The 20,913-nt window shown below is 61.9% G+C and carries 15 protein-coding genes; 8 read left to right on the top strand and 7 right to left on the bottom strand.

Translation table 11 applies throughout. The features are described from left to right. Position 1: 1 nt before the first annotated feature. From AC07W0_RS14665 to AC07W0_RS14645, 5 genes are all read right to left on the bottom strand, one after another. Positions 2-1,105, bottom strand: a complete 1,104-nt coding sequence (locus AC07W0_RS14665) for an ABC transporter ATP-binding protein (protein WP_046483657.1) — start codon at positions 1,103-1,105, stop codon at positions 2-4. A 46-nt stretch (positions 1,106-1,151) separates the two neighbouring features. Next, complete coding sequence (locus AC07W0_RS14660; RefSeq protein WP_017848429.1) at positions 1,152-1,982, bottom strand: carbohydrate ABC transporter permease; 831 nt, start codon at positions 1,980-1,982, stop codon at positions 1,152-1,154. Between the two features lie 10 nt (positions 1,983-1,992). Beyond that, a complete protein-coding gene (locus AC07W0_RS14655; protein ID WP_046385260.1) occupies positions 1,993-2,883 on the bottom strand; it encodes a carbohydrate ABC transporter permease in 891 nt (296 codons plus the stop codon). Between the two features lie 134 nt (positions 2,884-3,017). Next, positions 3,018-4,340: an ABC transporter substrate-binding protein gene (locus tag AC07W0_RS14650; RefSeq protein ID WP_102618162.1), complete on the bottom strand. Its 1,323-nt coding sequence runs from the start codon at positions 4,338-4,340 to the stop codon at positions 3,018-3,020. Positions 4,341-4,518: 178 nt separating this feature from the next. Beyond that, positions 4,519-5,424, bottom strand: coding sequence for an AraC family transcriptional regulator (locus tag AC07W0_RS14645; protein WP_017848432.1), 906 nt, complete (start codon positions 5,422-5,424; stop codon positions 4,519-4,521). A gap of 245 nt (positions 5,425-5,669) precedes the next feature. On the opposite strand from AC07W0_RS14645, the gene AC07W0_RS14640 reads away from it, so the two are divergent. Continuing rightward, positions 5,670-6,182 (top strand): GNAT family N-acetyltransferase, encoded by a 513-nt coding sequence (locus tag AC07W0_RS14640; protein ID WP_046385261.1) that lies wholly within the window; start codon positions 5,670-5,672, stop codon positions 6,180-6,182. A gap of 76 nt (positions 6,183-6,258) precedes the next feature. Here AC07W0_RS14640 and AC07W0_RS14635 read toward each other — a convergent pair whose 3' ends face one another. Then, on the bottom strand, positions 6,259-7,548 hold the full coding sequence (locus AC07W0_RS14635) for a glycosyltransferase (RefSeq protein ID WP_102618161.1): 1,290 nt from the start codon (positions 7,546-7,548) through the stop codon (positions 6,259-6,261). Between the two features lie 170 nt (positions 7,549-7,718). Here AC07W0_RS14635 and tpx point away from each other — a divergent pair, with 170 nt between their 5' ends. From tpx to AC07W0_RS14600, 7 genes are all read left to right on the top strand, one after another. After that, on the top strand, positions 7,719-8,219 hold the full coding sequence (gene tpx, locus AC07W0_RS14630) for a thiol peroxidase (RefSeq protein WP_017848435.1): 501 nt from the start codon (positions 7,719-7,721) through the stop codon (positions 8,217-8,219). Between the two features lie 232 nt (positions 8,220-8,451). Next, on the top strand, positions 8,452-9,750 hold the full coding sequence (locus tag AC07W0_RS14625) for an MdtA/MuxA family multidrug efflux RND transporter periplasmic adaptor subunit (RefSeq protein WP_026140210.1): 1,299 nt from the start codon (positions 8,452-8,454) through the stop codon (positions 9,748-9,750). Further along, positions 9,747-12,848 (top strand): MdtB/MuxB family multidrug efflux RND transporter permease subunit, encoded by a 3,102-nt coding sequence (locus AC07W0_RS14620; RefSeq protein ID WP_102618160.1) that lies wholly within the window; start codon positions 9,747-9,749, stop codon positions 12,846-12,848. Before AC07W0_RS14625 ends, AC07W0_RS14620 begins: the two co-directional genes overlap by 4 nt. Beyond that, complete coding sequence (locus tag AC07W0_RS14615; RefSeq protein ID WP_102618159.1) at positions 12,845-15,952, top strand: efflux RND transporter permease subunit; 3,108 nt, start codon at positions 12,845-12,847, stop codon at positions 15,950-15,952. Before AC07W0_RS14620 ends, AC07W0_RS14615 begins: the two co-directional genes overlap by 4 nt. Then, complete coding sequence (locus AC07W0_RS14610; RefSeq protein ID WP_017848439.1) at positions 15,949-17,418, top strand: efflux transporter outer membrane subunit; 1,470 nt, start codon at positions 15,949-15,951, stop codon at positions 17,416-17,418. Before AC07W0_RS14615 ends, AC07W0_RS14610 begins: the two co-directional genes overlap by 4 nt. 152 nt (positions 17,419-17,570) lie before the next feature. Next, positions 17,571-19,667 (top strand): putative bifunctional diguanylate cyclase/phosphodiesterase, encoded by a 2,097-nt coding sequence (locus AC07W0_RS14605; protein ID WP_017848440.1) that lies wholly within the window; start codon positions 17,571-17,573, stop codon positions 19,665-19,667. Between the two features lie 54 nt (positions 19,668-19,721). Continuing rightward, a complete protein-coding gene (locus AC07W0_RS14600) occupies positions 19,722-20,468 on the top strand; it encodes an SDR family oxidoreductase (RefSeq protein WP_046383198.1) in 747 nt (248 codons plus the stop codon). A gap of 14 nt (positions 20,469-20,482) precedes the next feature. On the opposite strand, the gene AC07W0_RS14595 is transcribed toward AC07W0_RS14600, so the two are convergent. After that, on the bottom strand, positions 20,483-20,913 hold a 431-nt coding region (locus AC07W0_RS14595; protein WP_256580845.1), incomplete at its 5' end, for a hypothetical protein.

Raw genomic sequence — 20,913 nt, 5'->3', positions numbered from 1 at the left:
ATCAGGCGGCGGCGCGCAGTGGGCGGGTGACGGCCACGCCGTCGGTGTCGAACAGATGGCAGTGCGCCGGGTCCAGGTGCAGGTGCAGCGTCTCGCCATACTGGCTCGCCATGTCGCCGCGAATCCGCATGGTCAGCGGCTCGCCGTTGGCGGTGATGACGTGGCAGAAGGTGTCGCTGCCCAGGCGCTCGCCGACGTCGGCGGTGACGGTCAGGCCGGCCTGGCCCGGTGCGGCAATCTCCAGGTGTTCCGGGCGAATGCCCAGGGTCACCGCGCTGCCCACGCTCAAGGTGGCGCTGCTCAGCGGCAGGCTGATCAGGCTGCCGGCGTCCAGTTGCACGTCGCAGCCCTGGCCCTCGAGCCGCGTGACCTTGCCCTTGAGGAAGCCCATTTTCGGCGTGCCGAGAAAGCCCGCGACAAACAGGTTGGCCGGCTGGTGATACAGCTCCAGTGGCGAACCGACCTGCTCGATGCGGCCGCTGTTGAGCACCACCACTTTGTCGGCCAGGGTCATGGCTTCGACCTGGTCGTGGGTCACATAGATCATGGTTGCTTGCAGCTCTTTATGCAGGCGCGCCAGTTCCAGGCGCATCTGCACACGCAGCGCGGCGTCGAGGTTGGACAGCGGTTCGTCGAACAGGAAAATCTTCGGGTTGCGCACAATCGCCCGGCCGATCGCCACGCGCTGGCGTTGGCCGCCGGACAGCTGCTTGGGCTTGCGCTCCAGCAGTGGGCCCAGTTCGAGGATGCGCGCCGCTTCGCTGACTTTGCTCTCCACCAGCTTTTTGTCGACGCCGGCCAGGTCGAGGGCAAACGACATGTTCTTGCGCACGCTCATGTGCGGGTACAGCGCGTAGGTCTGGAACACCATCGCCAGGTCGCGCTTGGCCGGGGTGACTTCGGTGATGTCGCGGCCATCGAGCTCGATGGTGCCTTCGCTGACTTCTTCCAGGCCGGCGATCAGCCGCAGCAGCGTGGATTTACCGCAACCCGACGGGCCGACGAAGACCACGAACTCCTTGTCGTTCACTTCCAGGTCGATGCCCTTGATGATGGAAAAGCCTTCGAAGCCTTTTTGCAGATTCTTGATTTTCAGGTTGGCCATGGGATGGGCCTCCGCTTCTGAATTCGTTTTTGTTAGAGAGAAGCCGTTATTTCACGGCGCCGAAGGACAACCCGCGCACCAGCTGTTTCTGGCTGATCCAGCCAAAAATCAGGATCGGCGCGCAGGCCAGGGTCGACACGGCCGACAATTTGGCCCAGAACAAGCCTTCGGGACTGGAGTAGGAGGCGATCAGCGCGGTCAGCGGCGCGGCATTCGACGAGGTCAGGTTCAGCGACCAGAACGCCTCGTTCCAGCACAGGATCAGCGACAGCAGCACCGTGGACGCCAGCCCGCCCTTGGCGATCGGCAGCAGCACGCGGACCATCTCCTGCCACAGGGTGGCGCCGTCCAGGCGGGCGGCTTCGAGGATGTCTTTGGGGATGTCCTTGAAGTAGGTGTAAACCATCCACACCACGATCGGCAGGTTGATCAGGGTGTAGATGATGATCAGCGCGATACGCGTATCCAGCAGGCCAAAGCTCTTGGCCAGCAGGTAGATCGGCATCAATACGCCCACCGGTGGCAGCATCTTGGTCGACAGCATCCATAGCAGGGTGCCCTTGGTGCGTTGGGTCTCGTAGAACGCCATGGAGTAGGCCGCAGGCACCGAGATCAGCAGGCACAAGGCGGTGGCGCTGAACGAAATCAGCACCGAGTTCCACGCGTAGCTGAAGTAATTGCTGCGTTCGTTGATGTGCAGGTAGTTCTCCAGCGTCGGCGTGAAGATGAACTGCGGCGGCGTGGCGAACGCATCGATCTCGGTCTTGAAGCTGGTCAGCACCATCCAGAAGATCGGGAAGAAGATCAGGATCGCGATGGCCCAGGCCAGGGTGCCGAGCAGCAGGCTTTGCAGGCGGCGGGATTGTTGAAGCGTCATGGCGCGGCCCTCAAGGCTTGTCAGTCAGGTTTTTGCCGATCATCCGCACCAGGATGATCGCCGCGATGTTGGCGATGACCACCGCAATCAAGCCGCCGGCCGAGGCCATGCCCACATCGAACTGCACCAGCGCCTGGTTGTAGATCAGGTAGGCGAGGTTGGTCGAGGCGTAGCCGGGGCCGCCGTTGGTGGTGGTGAAGATTTCGGCGAACACCGAGAGCAGGAAGATCGTTTCGATCATCACCACCACGGCAATCGGGCGCGCCAGGTGGGGCAGGGTCAGGTGCCAGAAGATCGCGATGGCGCCGGCACCGTCCAGGCGTGCGGCTTCCTTTTGTTCCTGGTCGAGGGACTGCATGGCGGTCATCAGCAGCAGGATCGCGAAGGGTAGCCATTGCCACGAGACGATGATGATGATCGACAGCAGTGGGTAATGCGCCAGCCAATCCACCGGCTGCGCGCCGAACAGCTTCCACACGGCGGCGAGAATCCCCGACACCGGGTGGAAAATCAGGTTCTTCCAGATCAGCGCACCGACGGTGGGCATGATGAAGAACGGCGAGATCAACAACACCCGCACCAGGCCGCGGCCGAAGAACTCACTGGCCTCCAGCAGGGCGCTGATCAATACGCCGAACACCACGCTGATCAGCAACACGCTGCCCACCAGCAACAGGGTATTGGTGGCGCCGGGCAGGAAGCCCGAATCGGTGATGAAGTAGGTGAAGTTCTCCAGCCCCACGAACTGGTTTTCGCCGGGGTAGAGCAGGTTGTAGCGGATCAGCGAAAAGTACAGGGTCATGCCCAGCGGCACGATCATCCACAGTAGCAGCAAGGCTACCGAGGGGCTGACGAGAAACCAGCCGGGGTTGGCCAGGCGGCTTTTGCGTGTTGTATTCATGGTGATCAAGACCGATTAGAGGCAGGTGCGCAAAACTCCTGTAGGAGCGAGCTTGCTCGCGAAAAAGGTACATCCGACGCCGACATGCGCCTGAAATACCTTCGCGAGCAAGCTCGCTCCTACAGAATCGGGGGTTACTTGGGATAACCGGCCCGCTTCATTTCACGCTCGGTGGTGGTCTGCGCGGCGCTCAAGGCTTGATCCACGGTTTGCTGACCGGTCAGCGCACCCGAGAAGAACTTGCCGACCTGGGTACCGATCGCCTGGAACTCAGGAATGGTCACCAGTTGGATACCGATATACGGCACCGGCTTGAGCGTCGGTTGGGTCGGGTTGGCGACTTTCAGCGATTCCAGGGTGACCTTGGCGAACGGCGCGGCCTGCATGTACGCGTCGCTGTAGGTCGACTTGCGCGTCCCTGGTGGGACGTTGGCGATGCCGTCGGTCTTGGCAACCAGGGCGCCGTATTCCTTGGAAGTCGCCCAACTGGTGAACAGCTTGGCGGCGTCCTTGGCTTTGGAGCTGGTCGGGATCGCCAGGCTCCAGGAGTACAGCCACGAGGTGCCTTTGTCGGTCTTCTCGTGGGGGGCGAAGGTGAAGCCGACGTGGTCTGCCACCTTGCTTTGGGTCTTGTCGGTGACGAACGAGCCGGCCACGCTGGCGTCGACCCAGATCGCGCACTTGCCGCTGTTGAACAGCGCGAGGTTTTCGTTGAAACCGTTGCTCGAAGCGCCCGGCGGGCCGGATTTCTTCATGTTGTCGACGTAGAAGTTCAGCGCGTCCTTCCATTCTGGGCCATTGAATTCAGGCTGCCATTTTTCGTCGAACCAGCGCGCGCCATAGCCGTTGGCCAGGGTGGTGATCAGCGCCATGTTTTCACCCCAACCGGCTTTGCCGCGCAGGCACAGGCCGTATTGTTCTTTGTTTCTGTCGGTGAGCTTTGCCGCGTATTCACCGATCTGCGTCCAAGTCGGGTGCTCGGGCATGCTCAGCCCCGCGTCTTTGAACAGGTCGGTGCGGTAATAGGTGATCGAACTTTCGGCATAGAACGGTAGGGCGTACAGCGAACCCTTGACGGACAAACCGTCACGCACGGAAGGGAACACATCGTCGAGGTCGTAGGACGCCGGCAGGTCCTTCATCGGTTCCAGCCAGCCCTTGGCGCCCCAGAGTGCGGCTTCGTACATGCCGATGGTCAACACGTCGAACTGCCCGCCCTGGGTGGCGATGTCGGTGGTCAGGCGTTGGCGCAGGACGTTTTCTTCGAGCACCACCCAATTCAACTTGATGTCCGGGTGCTCGGCCTCGAAGGTCTTCGAGAGCTTTTGCATGCGGATCATGTCGCTGTTGTTGACGGTGGCAATGGTCAGGGTTTGCGCGCCAAGGCTGACGGCGCTGAGGGTCATGCATGCCGTCATGCAAGAACAGGCAAGCAGTGTTTTTACTGTGAACTTCATCGCGCACTCCTTTTCTGCGCCCAGGGGCTGCAGAAGGACAGTTATTGTTGTTGTGTCTTCCCACGCGGAGCCAGGAAGAGTGTGCGTTGATTACAGCCCTCAAATGGGGGGTGTGACAAATCCTTGGGCGCACTGGGACTGATACTTTTTTGTACTCGCTCACCAAAAGCCGAATCGATTAAGCCAGGTTCTGTTCGGTGAGCCGCTGCACCGCCAGGCGCCGGTAGTGGGAAGGGGTCATGCCTTTAAGTTGCTGGAAGCGGCGATTGAAGTTGGAAATGTTGTTGAACCCCGACTCGAAGCACACATCGGTGACGGCTTTGTCGCCATCGGCCAGCAGTTCGCAGGACTTGCTGATGCGCAGGCGATTGACGAATTCGATAAACGTGCGCCCGGTGGCCTGCTTGAACACCCGCGAGAAATACGTCGGTTTCATCCCCAGGTAATCCGCCACTTCCTCCAGTGACAACTCCCGTGCGTAATGCGCAAAGATGTAGTCCACCGCCCGGTTGGTGCGGTCGATGCTGTGTTCGTCGGCCAGTTGCGGCGTGGTCACGCCGGACAGCAGTTGGTAGTCCTCACACGCGCTCAACACGTCCAGCAGGATAAAGAAGTGCCCCAGGCGCGCCATGCCCTGGGCGTCCTCGATGCGTTGCATGAGTGTCATGGCCTGGGCGATGGTCTTCTTGCAGCGAAACTCGATGCCGGACTGCGCCCGCTCCAGTAGCGGCGCGAGGGTCTTGAGCTCAGTAAAAATGTGACTGCCGTTCTCAAGCAGCTCATCGGTGAAATTCACCAGCATGTCGCGCTTGGGCACCACTTCGTCTTCCTCGACCTGGCTGATCCAGTTGTGAGGCAGGTTGGGGCCGGTAAGGAACAGGCTTTCCGGGTAGAAGTTGCCGATGTAGTCGCCGATGAACACCTTGCCGGAACTGGCGACGATCAGGTGCAGCTCGTATTCCTTATGGAAATGCCAGCGCACCAACGGGCAAGGGAAACCGTGCTGGCGATAGATGATGGACAGACCGTTGTGATCGTCCATCAGCTCGTAGGAAGGGTCGGTGATTCGCGTTGCTCGGGTCATGCTGCCGTCGCTTTATTGTGGTTGCGCTCCGCAATAATGCCCCCTTGTGTGCTGTCGCTGCCAGCGGCAAGTTGGTTGGAGCATCCCTGAAGGCCGTTTTGGGTTATCGGCGACTTAATATATTTCACTGGCCTGTGCTATTAACAAAAGCGTTTACGAGCAGGCGTCGTGCTAATCGAGAGGGCATGGTCGCTAGGAGCAAAGAAGCGTTTTATCTGAAACAGAACACGAACAAGGAGTTGGTTATGATTCGTGATGCACTGCCCAAGGACGCGAAGAGCATTGCTGATGTTCATGTCAGTAGCTGGCAACACGCTTATGCGAATCTGATGCCGGCTGATTTTTTGGCCTCGCTGACTGCGACATTGCCAAAAAGGGAGGCTTATTGGGCTCAGGCAATCGAAAGCAAAGACTCTGACGTTTTAGTTTCAGAGGTGGATGGAAACGTTGTCGGTTGGATTTCAGTGGGCCGTTGCCGTGATGAAGACAAGCCCGCAGCGGAGTCGGGAGAGGTCATGGCTATCTATATTTTGGCAGAGTATTGGGGTAAAGGAATCGGTGCCAAATTGTGGGAGTCAGGTTTAAACCGTTTGTTTGATCAAGGTTATAAAAATATTACCTTATGGGTTTTATCGGCAAACGAAAGAGCTGTTCGCTTTTATCAGGGGCTCGGCGGAAGAGAAGAGCCTGGCAGCCGTCGCACGCTGGTCCGTGGTGGCGTGTCGCTGGATGAGGTGAGGTATGTTTGGGGACGTTAAGGTTTAGGGATGCCCCGAGTGACGTGCCGCGCAGCGGCGGCACGTCGAAGTTACGATATTCACGCTTCCCGATGCGCTAAAGGTTACGGTTTTTTGCCTCGATCCACTGCGACATGTATTGCGTACTTTTGTGGGCATGGTGGCGCAGCATGCTACCGGTGAAATTATTTCGGCGATGGGCGGCGAGGTCGTTGCGGCACTGCTCCAGGCATTCCACCAACGCGGGGCCGTGGATGTTTTGGTCATACCGGCGGGCCAGGAGTTGGCGCCCGTGTTCCTGGGCCTGGGTCCAGCGTTCGCGGTCCTGGTAAAGGCTCACGGCGGCATCGGCCAACGCCGTGGCGCTGTGGGCGATTGCCCCCGGCCACGGCTGCTCGTCGCCCATGGCTTCGGCGCCGACCGGTGTGGTGATATTCGGCGTGCCGCAGAGTATGGCATCCGCCAGCTTGCCCTTGATGCCAGCACCGAAGCGCAACGGCGCCAGGCAGATGCGCGCCGCTGTCATCACTTGCAGGGCATCCTCGGCCCAGTTCATCACATGAAACCCCTGGGCCGCGTTGTGCAGGGCCGTCGCCTTGGGCGGGGTGTAGGCACCATAGATATGCAACTGGGCACCTGGTAGTTGCTGGCGGATCAACGGCCACACACTGTTCTTCATCCAGAGCACGGCATCCCAGTTCGGCGCGTGACGGAAGTTGCCGATGCTGAGGAAGTGCGCGCGCTCGTCAAAGGGGGCGAATGCTTCGGTTGGCGGCTCGAGCATCAATGGGCACCAGTGGAGCAGGGCGGCGGGCACCTTGAAGTGCTCGGTGAGCAGACGGATTTCCACGTCGGAGATCATCAGGCTGATGTCGCAGCGATAGATGGCCGCGATCTCGCGCTTGGCCAGGTCGGTGTCGGCCATGCGCTGGAACTCGTCTTCCAGGCCCGGTGCGAACAAGGCGCTGAAGTCATCGTTGCCCGGTTGCGCCTTGAGGTCGTCCTTGAGCCGCTGCTGGCGTGCGTCGCGCAGGCTTTGCAGGTCGGAGGTTTCCAGCACCCGCAAGGCCGCGGGGCAGTGCTTCTCGACGCGCCAGCCGAACTGTTCTTCCATCATGAAGCGGTCGAACAGCACGATGTCCGGGGCCAGTTCGCGGATAAAGTCGTCGAAACTGCTGTTATTGAGTTCGATGGCGCACTCGGTGATACCGAGTGCCGGCAGGTCGGCTTTGTGCTCGCCGATGGTCGCCGGGCTGCTGAAGGTAATATCCCATCCTTGTGTAAGAAAAGTTTCGAGAATCTGCATCATATGCCCGCCGGCGGCCGAGGAGCGCGGTTCCGGCCAGACATAACCAATGACCAGGACTTTGGTGGCGGGCTGATTCATCAACAACAGATTCCTTGAGCGGGGACGAAAACCGCGCAATTAAACCACAACCGCCCGCGTGCCCGGCGAGACATGACAATTTGTGTCTGGCGGTAGGTCGCCACGGCACTTTGTGGTTAACTTCCGCCTCTCGAATTCGTTTAACCAAACCCAGCATAAGGATTCCGTTCATGGCTCAAGTCACCCTTCGTGGTAACCCCGTCCAAGTTGAAGGCGAACTGCCGCAAACCGGCTCCAAGGCGCCAGACTTCACCCTGACCGCCGGCGATCTGTCGGACGTGACCCTGGCCACCTTCGCCGGCAAGCGCAAAGTGCTGAACATCTTCCCAAGCGTCGACACCCCGACCTGTGCCACGTCGGTACGCACGTTCAACGCCCAGGCCGACAAAGTGGCCAACACCGTGGTGCTGTGCATCTCCTCTGACCTGCCGTTTGCCCAGAAGCGTTTTTGCGGCACCGAAGGCCTGGACAACGTGCAGAGCCTGTCGGACTTCCGCAACGCTGATTTCGCCGTTGACTACGGCGTTTCGATTGCTGACGGCCCGCTTCGGGCTCTGACCGCCCGTGCCGTCGTTGTGCTGGATGAAAACGACAATGTACTGCACAGCGAACTGGTCCCTGAAATCGGCCAAGAGCCAAACTACGAAGCAGCCCTGGCTGTTTTGAAGTAACTGTTTCTGCGCATTACTGTCGTTATGCAGTAACACTGCGCGGTACATAATTGCGGCCTGGCCTAGTCCAGGCCGTTTTTATTTGCTGGTCAGATGTTTAGCGAAATAGCCGGTGGACTAAGCTCAAAAGTTAAAAGTTGTAAGCCCAAGGTAAATAGCCGGTAAAGGCGCTTTTCTTAACGCGCCCCAGTGCTTATCTTTCAGCCTCCCAAAGAAGAAGCCCTCGCGCCCAATGGTTGATCACTCCATGCAATCCTCCCCCCGCAACTCCCGTCGCTGGCTGTTCGGCCTGCTCGTGCTGCTGGTTATCGCCGGCCTGTGCTGGAAATTCTGGCCCACCGGCGCGCCCCATCCAGAAGCGCCAGCTGGCCGCACCGGTAAAACGGGCATGGCGCGCCCTGGTTTCGGCGGCTCCACCGGTCCGGTGCCGGTGCGCGTGGCGCCGGCGGTGCTGGGGGAGTTCCCGGTGTACTACAAGGCATTGGGGACGGTCACCGCGCTCAACACTATTAATGTACGCAGCCGGGTGGGCGGCGAGTTGGTGAAGATCGCCTTTGAAGAAGGGCAGATGGTCAAGGCCGGCGACCTGCTGGCGGAAATCGACCCGCGCAGTTACCAGAACGCCTTGCTCCAGGCCCAGGGCACGCTGATGCAGAGCCAGGCCCAGTTGAAAAACGCCCAGGTCGATGTCGAGCGTTATCGCGGCTTGTATGCCCAGGACAGTATCGCCAAGCAAACCCTGGACACCGCCGAAGCGCTGGTCCTGCAATACCAAGGCACGGTCAAGACCAACCAGGGCGCGGTCGACGACGCCAAGCTCAACCTCGAATTCACCAAGATCCGCGCGCCGATCACCGGGCGCGTCGGCCTGCGTCAGCTTGACGTCGGTAACCTGGTGGCCGCCAACGACACCACGGCGCTGGCGGTGATCACTCAGACCCAGCCGATCAGCGTGGCCTTCACTCTGCCGGAGAACAGCCTGGAAACCGTGCTCGCCCGTTACCACGCCGGCAACAAGCTGCCGGTGGAAGCCTGGGACCGCGGCGACGCCAAGCGCCAAGCCACCGGCGTGCTGCAGAGCCTGGATAACCAGATCGACGTCACCACCGGCACCTTGAAGTTCAAGGCGCGCTTCGATAACAAAGACCAGGCGCTGTTCCCCAATCAGTTCGTCAACGTGCATCTGCTCGCCGACACCCTGCACAACGTTGTGCTGGCACCGTCCGCCGCCATCCAGTTCGGCAACGCCGGCACCTTTGTCTACAAGCTCGACGGCGACAAGAAGGTCAAGGTTCAGCCCCTGGTGGTCGGCGATAGCGACGGCGACAACACCGTGATCAAGCAAGGCCTGGTCGCCGGCGACCGCGTGGTGCTGGAAGGCACCGACCGCCTGAAGGACGGCAGTGAAGTCGAAGTGGTCAACGACAGCAGTCAAGTCCCGACCACGCCGACCGAGCACCTGCAAGGCAAGCCCGCGGCCAAAGGGGAGACCGGCGCTGACGCCGGCAAGGCGCAAAAGGTCGGTTCATGAACCTGTCGCGGCTGTTTATCCTTCGTCCGGTCGCTACCACGCTGAGCATGCTGGCGATTGTCCTGGCAGGGATCATCTCGTACCGCTTGTTGCCGGTCTCGGCCTTGCCCCAGGTGGACTACCCGACCATCCGGGTGATGACCCTGTACCCCGGCGCCAGCCCGGATGTGATGACCAGCGCAGTCACCGCGCCCCTGGAGCGCCAGTTCGGACAAATGCCCGGCTTGACCCAGATGGCCTCCACCAGCTCCGGCGGGGCCTCGGTGCTGACCCTGCGCTTCAACCTCGATATCAATATGGATGTCGCCGAGCAACAGGTGCAGGCCGCGATCAACGCCGCGACCAACCTGCTGCCCAAGGACTTGCCGGCACCGCCGGTGTACAACAAGGTCAACCCGGCGGATACCCCGGTGCTGACCTTGGCGATTACCTCCAAGACCATGCTGCTGCCCAAGCTCAATGACCTGGTCGACACACGCATGGCGCAAAAGATCGCGCAGATCAGCGGTGTCGGCATGGTCAGCATTGCCGGTGGCCAGCGCCAGGCCGTGCGTATCAAGGTCAACCCCGAGGCCCTGGCGGCCAACGGCTTGAACCTGTCGGATGTACGCACGCTGATTACCGCGTCCAACGTCAACCAGCCCAAGGGCAACTTCGACGGGCCGACCCGCGTGTCGATGCTCGACGCCAACGACCAACTGGTGTCGCCGCAGCAATACGCCGAATTGATCCTGGCCTACAAAAATGGCGCGCCGCTGCGTCTGAAGGACGTCGCGCAGATCGTCGACGGCGCCGAAAACGAACGCCTCGCCGCCTGGGCCAACGAAAACCAGGCCGTGCTGCTGAATATCCAGCGCCAACCCGGCGCCAACGTGATCGAGGTAGTCGACCGTATCAAGGCCCTGCTGCCGAGCATCACCGATAACCTGCCGGCCGGCCTGGATGTGACGGTGCTGACCGACCGTACCCAGACCATCCGCGCCTCGGTCACCGACGTGCAGCACGAATTGCTGATCGCGATTGCCCTGGTGGTGATGGTGACCTTCCTGTTCCTGCGCCGCGTCAGCGCGACGATCATCCCGTCGATCGCCGTGCCACTGTCACTGGTGGGCACCTTTGGCGTGATGTACCTGGCGGGTTTCTCGATCAACAACCTGACGCTGATGGCCCTGACCATCGCCACCGGCTTCGTGGTCGACGATGCGATCGTGATGCTGGAGAACATCTCGCGTTATATCGAGGAAGGTGAAACCCCGCTGGCCGCCGCGCTCAAGGGCGCCAAACAGATCGGCTTCACCCTGATTTCCCTGACCCTGTCGCTGATCGCCGTATTGATTCCGTTGCTGTTCATGGGCGATGTGGTCGGGCGCCTGTTCCGCGAGTTCGCCATCACCCTGGCGGTGGCGATCCTGATTTCCCTGGTGGTGTCCCTGACCCTGACGCCGATGATGTGCGCGCGCCTGCTCAAGCGTGAGCCCGAGGAAGCAGAACAGAGCCGTTTCTACAAGGCCAGCGGCGCCTGGATCGATTGGTTGATCGCGGCCTACGGGCGCAAGTTGCAGTGGGTGCTCAAGCACCAGCCGCTGACGTTGCTGGTGGCCATCGCCACCCTGGGCCTCACCGTGGTGCTGTACCTGGTGGTGCCCAAGGGCTTTTTCCCGGTGCAGGACACCGGGGTGATCCAGGGCATTTCCGAGGCGCCGCAGTCGATTTCCTTCGCGGCCATGAGCCAGCGCCAGCAGGAGCTGGCGAAGATCATCCTGGCCGACCCGGCGGTGGAAAGCCTGTCGTCCTACATCGGTGTGGATGGCGACAACGCCACCCTCAACAGCGGTCGCTTGCTGATCAACCTCAAGGCCCATGGGCAGCGGAACTTGAGCGCGGCCCAGGTGATCACCCGCCTGCAGCCGCAAATCGACAAACTGGTGGGCATCCGCCTGTACATGCAGCCGGTGCAGGACCTGACCATCGAAGACCGCGTCAGCCGCACCCAGTACCAGTTCAGCATGTCGTCACCCGATGCCGAACTGCTGGCGTTGTGGAGCGAAAAGCTGGTCCATGCCTTGAGCCAATTGCCGCAGCTCACCGACGTCGCCAGCGACCTGCAGGACAAGGGCCTGCAGGTGTACCTGGTGATCGACCGCGATGCGGCCTCGCGTCTGGGCGTCAACGTGTCGACCATCACCGATGCGCTGTACGACGCCTTCGGTCAGCGGCAGATTTCCACCATCTACACCCAGGCCAGCCAATACCGCGTGGTGTTGCAGGCCCAGTCGGGCGAGACCCTGGGGCCGGATGCGCTGAATCAGATCCACGTCAAGACCACCGACGGCGGCCAGGTGCGGCTGTCGAGCCTGGCCCATGTGGAACAGCGCCAGGCGCAGTTGGCGATTGCCCATATCGGTCAGTTCCCGGCGGTGATGATGTCGTTCAACCTGGCCCCTGGCGTCGCACTGGGCAAGGGCGTGGAGTTGATCAACCAGACCCAGAAAGACATCGGCATGCCGGTGGGCGTGCAGACCCAGTTCCAGGGCGCGGCCCAGGCGTTCGAAGCCTCGCTGTCGAGCACCTTGCTGCTGATCCTGGCGGCGGTGGTCACCATGTACATCGTGCTCGGCGTGCTCTACGAGAGCTACATCCACCCGGTCACCATCCTCTCGACCCTGCCTTCGGCGGCGGTGGGGGCGTTGCTGGCGTTGCTGCTCAGCGGCAATGACCTGGGCATGATCGCGATCATTGGCATCATTTTGCTGATCGGTATCGTCAAGAAGAACGCGATCATGATGATCGACTTCGCCCTCGACGCCGAACGCAACCAGGGCCTTGACCCGCAGACCGCGATCTACCAGGCGGCGCTGTTGCGCTTCCGGCCGATCCTGATGACCACCCTGGCCGCGCTGTTCGGCGCGGTGCCGTTGATGCTGGCCACCGGTTCCGGTGCTGAGCTGCGTCAACCCCTGGGCCTGGTGATGGTCGGCGGTTTGCTGGTGAGCCAGGTATTGACCCTGTTCACCACGCCGGTGATCTACCTGTACTTCGATCGCCTGGGGCGGCGCTGGCGCAAAGAGCCGCAACGCCTGGAGCCGGTTGAGTCATGAACCTGTCCGGACCTTTCATTCGCCGCCCGGTCGCGACCATGCTGTTGAGCCTGGCGATCATGTTGCTGGGCGGTGTCAGCTTCAATTTGCTGCCGGTGTCGCCGCTGCCGCAGATCGACTTCCCGGTGATCGTGGTGTCGGCCAGCCTGCCCGGCGCCAGCCCCGAGGTGATGGCGTCCACCGTGGCCACGCCGCTGGAGCGCTCGTTCGGCGCGATTGCCGGCATTACCACCATGAGCAGTTCGTCGAGCCAGGGTTCGACGCGGGTGATCCTGGCGTTCGATTCCAACCGTGATATCAACGGCGCGGCGCGCGAAGTGCAGGCGGCGATCAATGCTTCGCGCAACCTGCTGCCCAGCGGCATGCGCAGCATGCCGACCTACAAGAAGATCAACCCGTCGCAGGCGCCGATCATGGTGCTGTCGCTGACCTCGGACGTATTGCAGAAGGGCCAGCTGTACGACCTGGCGTCGACCATCCTGTCGCAAAGCCTGTCCCAGGTGCCGGGCGTGGGTGAAGTGCAGATCGGCGGCAGTTCCCTGCCGGCGGTGCGGATCGAACTCGAACCCAAGGCCCTCGACCAGTACGGCGTGGCCCTCGACGATGTGCGCAACACCATCGCCAACGCCAACCAGCGTCGGCCCAAGGGCTCCCTGGAAGACGCCGAGCGCAACTGGCAGATCCAGGCCAACGACCAGTTGGAAAAAGCCAAGGACTATGAACCGCTGCTGATCCGCTACCAGAACGGCGCGGCCCTGCGCCTGGGCGATGTGGCGAAGATCAGCGACGGTGTGGAAGACCGCTACAACAGCGGCTTCTTCAACAACGATTCGGCGGTGCTGCTGGTGATCAACCGCCAGTCCGGTGCCAACATCATCGAGACCGTCCGGCAGATCAAGGCGCAGTTGCCGGCATTGCAGGCGGTGCTGCCGTCCAGCGTCAAGCTGAGCCTGGCGATGGATCGCTCGCCGGTGATCACCGCCACCCTGCACGAGGCCGAGATGACCTTGCTGATTGCCGTAGGGCTGGTGATCCTGGTGGTCTACCTGTTCCTCGGTAACTTCCGTGCGTCGCTGATTCCAACCCTGGCGGTGCCGGTGTCGCTGGTCGGCACCTTCGCGGTGATGTACCTGTTCGGTTTCTCGCTGAACAACTTCTCGCTGATGGCGCTGATCCTCGCCACCGGCCTGGTGGTGGACGATGCCATCGTGGTGCTGGAGAACATTTCCCGGCATATCGACGAGGGCGTGCCGCCGATGAAGGCGGCGTACCTGGGGGCCAAGGAAGTCGGCTTTACCTTGCTGTCGATGAACGTGTCGCTGGTGGCGGTGTTCCTGTCCATCCTGTTCATGGGCGGGATCGTCACCAGCCTGTTCCGCGAGTTCTCCATCACCTTGTCGGCGGCGATCATCGTGTCGCTGGTGGTCTCGCTGACCCTCACGCCGATGCTCTGCGCGCGTTGGCTCAAGCCTCATATCAAAGGCCAACTGACCGGTTTGCAGCGTTGGAGCCAGAAGGTCAACGACCGCATGGTCTCGGCCTACGCCACCAGCCTGGACTGGGTGCTGCGCCATCGGCGCCTGACCTTGCTCAGCCTGTTGATCACGGTGGGGGTGAATATCGCGCTGTATGTGGTGGTGCCGAAAACCTTCATGCCCCAGCAGGACACCGGGCAATTGATCGGCTTTGTGCGCGGCGACGATGGGCTGTCGTTCAGCGTGATGCAGCCGAAGATGGAGATTTTCCGCAAGGCCGTGTTGCAAGACCCTGCGGTGCTCAGCGTGGCCGGCTTCATCGGCGGCAACAGCGGCACCAACAACGCGGTGATGCTGGTTCGACTCAAACCCATCAGCGAGCGCAAGGTCTCCGCCCAGGCGGTGATCGAGCGTCTGCGCAAGAACGTGCCCCTGGTGCCGGGCGGGCGGCTGTTCCTGATGGCTGACCAGGACCTGCAATTCGGTGGCGGGCGTGACCAGACCAGTGCGCAGTATTCCTACATCCTGCAAAGCGGTGATCTGTCTGCACTGCGCCTGTGGTACCCGAAGGTCGTGGCCGCACTGCGTGCGTTACCCGAACTCACCGCCATCGACGCCCGCGAAGGCCGGGGCGCGGCCCAGGTGACGCTGGTCGTCGACCGCGACCAGGCCAAGCGCCTGGGTATCGACATGAACATGGTCACCGCGGTGCTGAACAACGCCTACAGCCAGCGGCAGATCTCCACGATCTATGACAGCCTCAACCAGTATCAGGTGGTGATGGAGGTCAACCCGAAATACGCCCAGGACCCGATCACCCTGAACCAGATGCAGGTGATCACCTCCACGGGCGCGCGGGTGCCGTTGTCGACCATTGCCCATTATGAGAACAGCCTGGCGGACGACCGGGTCAGTCACGAAGGCCAGTTCGCCTCGGAAAACATCGCCTTCGACATAGCCCCCGGCGTGACGGTGGAGCAGGGCACTGCGGCCATCGAGCGGGCGATTGCCAAGGTGGGCTTGCCGGAGGACGTCATCGCCAAGATGGCCGGCACCGCCGATGCCTTTGCGGCGACCCAGAAGGGCCAGCCGTTCATGATCCTCGGCGCGCTGGTGGCGGTGTACCTGGTGTTGGGTATTCTGTATGAAAGTTATATCCACCCGCTGACGATCCTCTCGACCTTGCCGTCGGCCGGCGTCGGAGCCTTGCTCTCCATCTACCTGCTGGGCGGCGAGTTCAGCCTGATCTCCTTGCTCGGCTTGTTCCTGTTGATCGGGGTGGTGAAGAAAAACGCGATCCTGATGATCGACCTGGCGCTGCAACTGGAGCGCAATGATGGCCTGAGCCCGCTGGATTCGATTCGCAGCGCCTGCCTGTTGCGTCTGCGGCCGATCCTGATGACCACGCTGGCGGCGATTCTCGGTGCCTTGCCGTTGTTGCTCGGCAGGGCCGAAGGTGCGGAAATGCGCCAGCCCCTGGGCCTGACCATTATCGGCGGGCTGGTCTTCAGCCAGATCCTGACCCTTTACACCACCCCGGTGGTTTACCTTTATCTCGACCGCGCGCGCCATCGTTTCAACGCTTGGCGCGGCGTGCGTACCGATGCTGCCCTGGACACTGCGCTATGACCGATTCAATTTTCGCCACATTGGCCATGCCCCGTGGTTCCCGCGTCGCCAGCCTGGTGCTCTGCGGGGTGTTGCTCAGCGCTTGCGCCGTCGGCCCCGACTACACGCGTCCGGAGGTCATCGAGCCGGCGCAGTTCAAGCAAGCCCAGGGCTGGCGCCAGGCCACGCCGAGCGATGCGCTGGCCCGTGGCGCCTGGTGGGAGCTGTACGGCGACCGTCAGCTCAATGACCTCGTGGTCCGGCTGAACAATGCCAACCAGACCGTCGCCCAGGCCGAAGCGCGCTTCCGCCAGGCCCAGGCGCTGGTGCGCAGTTCCCGTGGGGCGTTTTACCCGACGGTGGACCTGAGCGTCGGGAAAACCCGCGCCAGCCAGGGCACCGGCAGCAGCAACGCCAGCCTCAGCAGTTCCAGCAGCGGCATCCGCGACACCCTCAACGCGCAGTTGGGCGTGAGCTGGGAAGCCGATGTCTGGGGCAAGTTGCGCCGGGGCCTGGAAGCCAAAGAGGCCAGCGCCGAAGCCAGCTCGGCGGACCTGGCCGCGATGCGCTTGAGCCAGCAGTCGGAGTTGGTGCAAAGCTACCTGCAACTGCGCGTCATGGATGAGCAGACCCGGCTGCTGCAGGCCACGCTGGACACCTACCAGCGCTCCCTGCAAATGACCGAAAACCAATACCGCGCCGGCGTCTCCGGCAAGGAAGCCGTGGCCCAGGCGCAAACCCAGCTCAAGTCCACCCAGGCCAGCCTGATCGACCTGATCTGGCAGCGTGCCCAGCTGGAAAACGCCATCGCCGTGTTGATCGGCGAGGCGCCGGCCAACTTCAACCTGGCCGTGAGCAAGGACATTCCGGCCTTGCCGCAGATTCCGGTGAGCCTGCCGTCGCAATTGCTCGAACGGCGCCCGGACATCGCCTCGGCCGAACGCTCGGTGATCGCCGCCAACGCCAATATCGGCGTGGCCAAGGCCGCCTATTACCCGGACCTGAGCCTGAGCCTGGCTGGCGGTTATTCCAGCAGCACCTATTCAGACTGGATCAGCCTGCCGAACCGCTTCTGGTCGGTCGGGCCGAAACTGGCGATGACCCTGTTCGACGGCGGCCAGCGCTCGGCGGAAGTCGACCGCACCGTGGCCAGTTACGACGAGACCGTGGCCAAGTATCGCCAGACCGTGCTGGATGGTTTTCGCGAAGTGGAAAACTACATGGTCCAGCTCAAGGTGCTGGAAGACGAAGCCGTGGTCAGCAACGAAGCCCTGGAGGCCGCTCGCGAATCGCTGCGCCTGACCCAGAACCAATACAAAGCGGGGCTGATCGCTTACCTGGATGTGGTCACCGTGCAGGCAACGGCGCTGAGTAACGAACGCACCGTGCTGACCTTGCTGCAGACGCGATTGGTGGCCAGTGTGCAACTGATCGCCGCGTTGGGCGGTGGTTGGGATGGGCAGACTCAAGTGGCGGAAAAGGAGTGAAGTCCGGGCCTTTTTGAATGGGCCGATTGACGTCAAATTGCCGATGTTGGCCCTATGATAATTAATCACCTGTTCAATAATTATTCTCGCTACAATCCGCGGCTTTGCCACCCGGGGCGGGTGTTTACAACCCGTCGCTCTCGAGAAGTTCCATGCTCATCGGTAGTTATTCTCCCTCTCTGGTCGTGATCTCCCTGTTCGTCGCGGTGCTTGCTTCCTACACCGCGCTCGACCTCTCCGGTCGCATCGCCACGGCCAAGGGTCGCGCCATCTACTTGTGGATGCTGGGCGGGGCATTGGCCATGGGCGTGGGCGTGTGGTCCATGCACTTTATCGGCATGTTGGCGCTCAGGCTGCCGTTTGCCCTGGGTTTTGACCTGGACATTACCGCGTTGTCGCTGTTGATCGCGGTGTTGTCCTGCGGCTTTGCCTTGTGGCTGGTCAGCCAGCAGCGCCTGCCTATGTGGCAACTGGGGTTTGGCGCGCTGGTCATGGGCGCCGGCATCAGCAGCATGCATTACACCGGCATGGCCGCGATGCGGATGCTGCCGGGCATCGATTACGACCCCGCGTTGTTTGGCGCCTCGTTGCTGATCGCGGTGGCGGCGTCTGGCGCGGCACTGTGGATCGCCTTCAATCTGCGGCGCAACACGCCTTATGTGCGTCTGGCGCGCGGTGGCGCCGCCGTGGTGATGGGCGTGGCCATCGTCGGCATGCACTACACCGGCATGGCGGCGGCGCGTTTTGCCGACGACAGTTTCTGCGGCGCCGCGCTGACCGGCTTGAGCGGCAAGGGCCTGGATAACCTGGTGTTGGTCACCAGCCTGGCCGTGCTGGTTATCGCGCTGCTCACGTCGTTGCTCGACGCGCGCCTGGAGGCGCGTACCGCGGTGCTGGCCGACTCGCTGACGTTGGCCAATCAGGAACTGACCCACCTGGCCCTGCACGACACCCTGACCGGCCTGCCCAATCGCACCCTGCTCGCCGACCGGATTCAGCAAGCCATGCAGGCGGTGAAAGAGCAGGGCGGTTGCCTGGCCCTGATGTTTATCGATCTGGACGGCTTCAAGCCGGTCAACGATGCCTTCGGCCATCACATGGGCGACCAGTTGTTGCGCGAAGTCAGCCAGCGCCTGCGTGAAGATCTGCGCAGCCAGGACACCCTGGCGCGCATCGGCGGTGATGAGTTTGTGCTGTTGGTGCAACTGACGCAGCCCAATGATGCCCTGGGCCTTGCCGAACGCCAGGTGGTGCTGATCAATCGCGCGTTCCAGGTGGCCGAACACGTGCTGAAAATTTCAGCCAGCGTCGGTATCGCGATGTTCCCGGGCAACGGCAGTACGCCCCAGGAACTGCTGATGAACGCCGACGCCGCGATGTACCACGCCAAGGGCATGGGCAAGAATGGCTACAGCTTCTTCGATGTGTCGATGAACTCTAACGCGCGCAAGCAACTGCAATTGTTGCAGGACTTGCGCAACGCAGTCGAGCAGCAGCAGTTCCGCTTGTACTACCAGCCCAAGTTCGACGCTGTCAGCGGTGCCCCGATAGGCGCCGAAGCCTTGCTGCGCTGGGAGCATCCGCAAGAGGGCTTGTTGCTGCCGGCGGCCTTTATCGAGCTGGCGGAAAAGACCGGGCTGATCATTCCGATTGGCGAGTGGGTGCTCGACGAAGCCTGCCGTCAGATGCGCGTGTGGTACGCCCAGGGTTATGAAGGCTGGCGAATCGCGGTGAACCTGTCGGCGTTGCAGTTTTGCCACGCCGGCTTGGTCAAGAGTGTCGCCGCCGCGTTGGATCGCCACCAGTTGCCGGCCAACAGCCTGACGCTGGAGATTACCGAAACCACCGCCATGAGCGATGCCGATGCAAGCATGACGGTGTTGCAGCAGCTGTCGGAAATGGGGGTCGATCTGTCCATTGATGACTTCGGCACCGGCTATTCCAGCCTGATGTACCTCAAGCGCCTGCCGGCCAACGAACTGAAGATCGACCGTGGCTTTGTGCGAGACCTGGAACACGACGGCGACGACGCCGCCATCGTCTCGGCCATCGTCGCCCTGGGCCAGGCCCTTGGGTTGCGGATTGTCGCCGAAGGGGTGGAAACCGATGTCCAGCAGAGCTTCCTCACACGCCTGGGGTGCAACGCGTTGCAGGGCTACTTGCTCGGGCATCCGTTACCGGCGGATGGCTTCATGGCCGACATCCTGCGGGCACAAGCAGCGCTGGCGCCTGACAAGCAGCGTGCTTGACGGGTATTCTTGGGGCCAACTCTAAACATTTGGTTGATTCAGGAGAGCGTAGGCATGGACAAAGTCCTCATCATCACCGGGGGCGGTCGTGGGATTGGCGCCGCGACGGCATTGCTGGCGGCTCGCCAGGGCTATCGCATTTGCATCAACTTCCAGTCGGACGAAGAGGCCGCTCATCGCGTGCTCGACCAGGTCCGTGCGCTGGGCGCCCAGGCCATTGCGGTGCGCGCCGATGTGAGCATCGAGGATGAGGTGATCGCGCTGTTCCATCGTGTTGACAACGAGCTGGGGCGGGTGACGGCACTGGTCAACAATGCCGGCACCGTGGGGCATAAATCCCGTGTTGATGAAATGTCCGAGTTCCGCATCCTGAAGATCATGAAGACCAACGTGCTCGGCCCGATTCTGTGCGCCAAGCACGCGGTGCTGCGTATGTCGCCCCGGCATGGTGGGCAGGGCGGCAGCATCGTCAATGTGTCGTCGGTGGCGGCGCGCCTCGGTTCGCCGGGTGAATATGTCGACTACGCCGCCTCCAAGGGCGCGCTGGACAGCTTTACCATCGGGCTGTCGAAGGAAGTGGCGGGCGAGGGCATTCGTGTCAACGCGGTGCGCCCCGGCTATATCTACACCGACTTCCATGCCCTGAGCGGTGATCCGGACCGGGTCAGCAAGCTGGAGTCCGGGATTCCCATGGCCCGTGGCGGCCGGCCGGACGAGGTGGCGGAGGCGATTGTCTGGTTGTTGTCGGACAAGGCGTCCTATGCCACCGGGACGTTCGTCGACCTGGGCGGCGGTCGTTAAGCCCCGCCCGGCCATCAAGCCGGCAGATGGCGCAGCACTTCATAGCCTTTAAAGGAAAACGCCTTGAGCCGGCTGGCTTCGGAGTTATCCAGGGTGCTGTAGCCGTCGTTGAAGAACCCATCGATACGCCCGTTGCGGGCATGGCTGCCATTCAAGGTGCGGTCGTCAAGGTTGTCGAGAAACTGCAGCACTTTTTCCAGGTTGTAAGCCGCGTCAGCACGCGCATCCGGGTCTGCGTTGGATGGGGTCCAGTCACCGACCTGCTGCTTAAGATCATCAGCGATCGCGTAACTGTCGCGGCCTTGCAGGAAGTGCCTCATGACCGGGCTCTGGTCGATGATCTGCTGTGCCGAACGCAGGTCGCCGGCCGGTCGGTCCAGCGGAGCGTACATCTCGCGAACCTGCTTTTGTTCGACGGCACGCATGTAGTTGGGCGGGATGGGCA

The sequence above is a fragment of the Pseudomonas sp. GW704-F2 genome, from assembly GCF_059423025.1.
Note: the sequence above shows the minus strand (reverse complement) of the source record. Positions and strands in the feature narration are given on the sequence as shown.

What these genes read in the sequence shown, in the direction of transcription:
- AC07W0_RS14665 (WP_046483657.1), bottom strand. Translation starts at nt 1,105, where the DNA reads ATGGCCAACCTGAAAATCAAGAATCTGCAAAAAGGCTTCGAAGGCTTT.
- AC07W0_RS14660 (WP_017848429.1), bottom strand. Translation starts at nt 1,982, where the DNA reads ATGACGCTTCAACAATCCCGCCGCCTGCAAAGCCTGCTGCTCGGCACC.
- AC07W0_RS14655 (WP_046385260.1), bottom strand. Translation starts at nt 2,883, where the DNA reads ATGAATACAACACGCAAAAGCCGCCTGGCCAACCCCGGCTGGTTTCTC.
- AC07W0_RS14650 (WP_102618162.1), bottom strand. Translation starts at nt 4,340, where the DNA reads ATGAAGTTCACAGTAAAAACACTGCTTGCCTGTTCTTGCATGACGGCA.
- AC07W0_RS14645 (WP_017848432.1), bottom strand. Translation starts at nt 5,424, where the DNA reads ATGACCCGAGCAACGCGAATCACCGACCCTTCCTACGAGCTGATGGAC.
- AC07W0_RS14640 (WP_046385261.1), top strand. Translation starts at nt 5,670, where the DNA reads ATGATTCGTGATGCACTGCCCAAGGACGCGAAGAGCATTGCTGATGTT.
- AC07W0_RS14635 (WP_102618161.1), bottom strand. Translation starts at nt 7,548, where the DNA reads ATGAATCAGCCCGCCACCAAAGTCCTGGTCATTGGTTATGTCTGGCCG.
- tpx (WP_017848435.1), top strand. Translation starts at nt 7,719, where the DNA reads ATGGCTCAAGTCACCCTTCGTGGTAACCCCGTCCAAGTTGAAGGCGAA.
- AC07W0_RS14625 (WP_026140210.1), top strand. Translation starts at nt 8,452, where the DNA reads ATGGTTGATCACTCCATGCAATCCTCCCCCCGCAACTCCCGTCGCTGG.
- AC07W0_RS14620 (WP_102618160.1), top strand. Translation starts at nt 9,747, where the DNA reads ATGAACCTGTCGCGGCTGTTTATCCTTCGTCCGGTCGCTACCACGCTG.
- AC07W0_RS14615 (WP_102618159.1), top strand. Translation starts at nt 12,845, where the DNA reads ATGAACCTGTCCGGACCTTTCATTCGCCGCCCGGTCGCGACCATGCTG.
- AC07W0_RS14610 (WP_017848439.1), top strand. Translation starts at nt 15,949, where the DNA reads ATGACCGATTCAATTTTCGCCACATTGGCCATGCCCCGTGGTTCCCGC.
- AC07W0_RS14605 (WP_017848440.1), top strand. Translation starts at nt 17,571, where the DNA reads ATGCTCATCGGTAGTTATTCTCCCTCTCTGGTCGTGATCTCCCTGTTC.
- AC07W0_RS14600 (WP_046383198.1), top strand. Translation starts at nt 19,722, where the DNA reads ATGGACAAAGTCCTCATCATCACCGGGGGCGGTCGTGGGATTGGCGCC.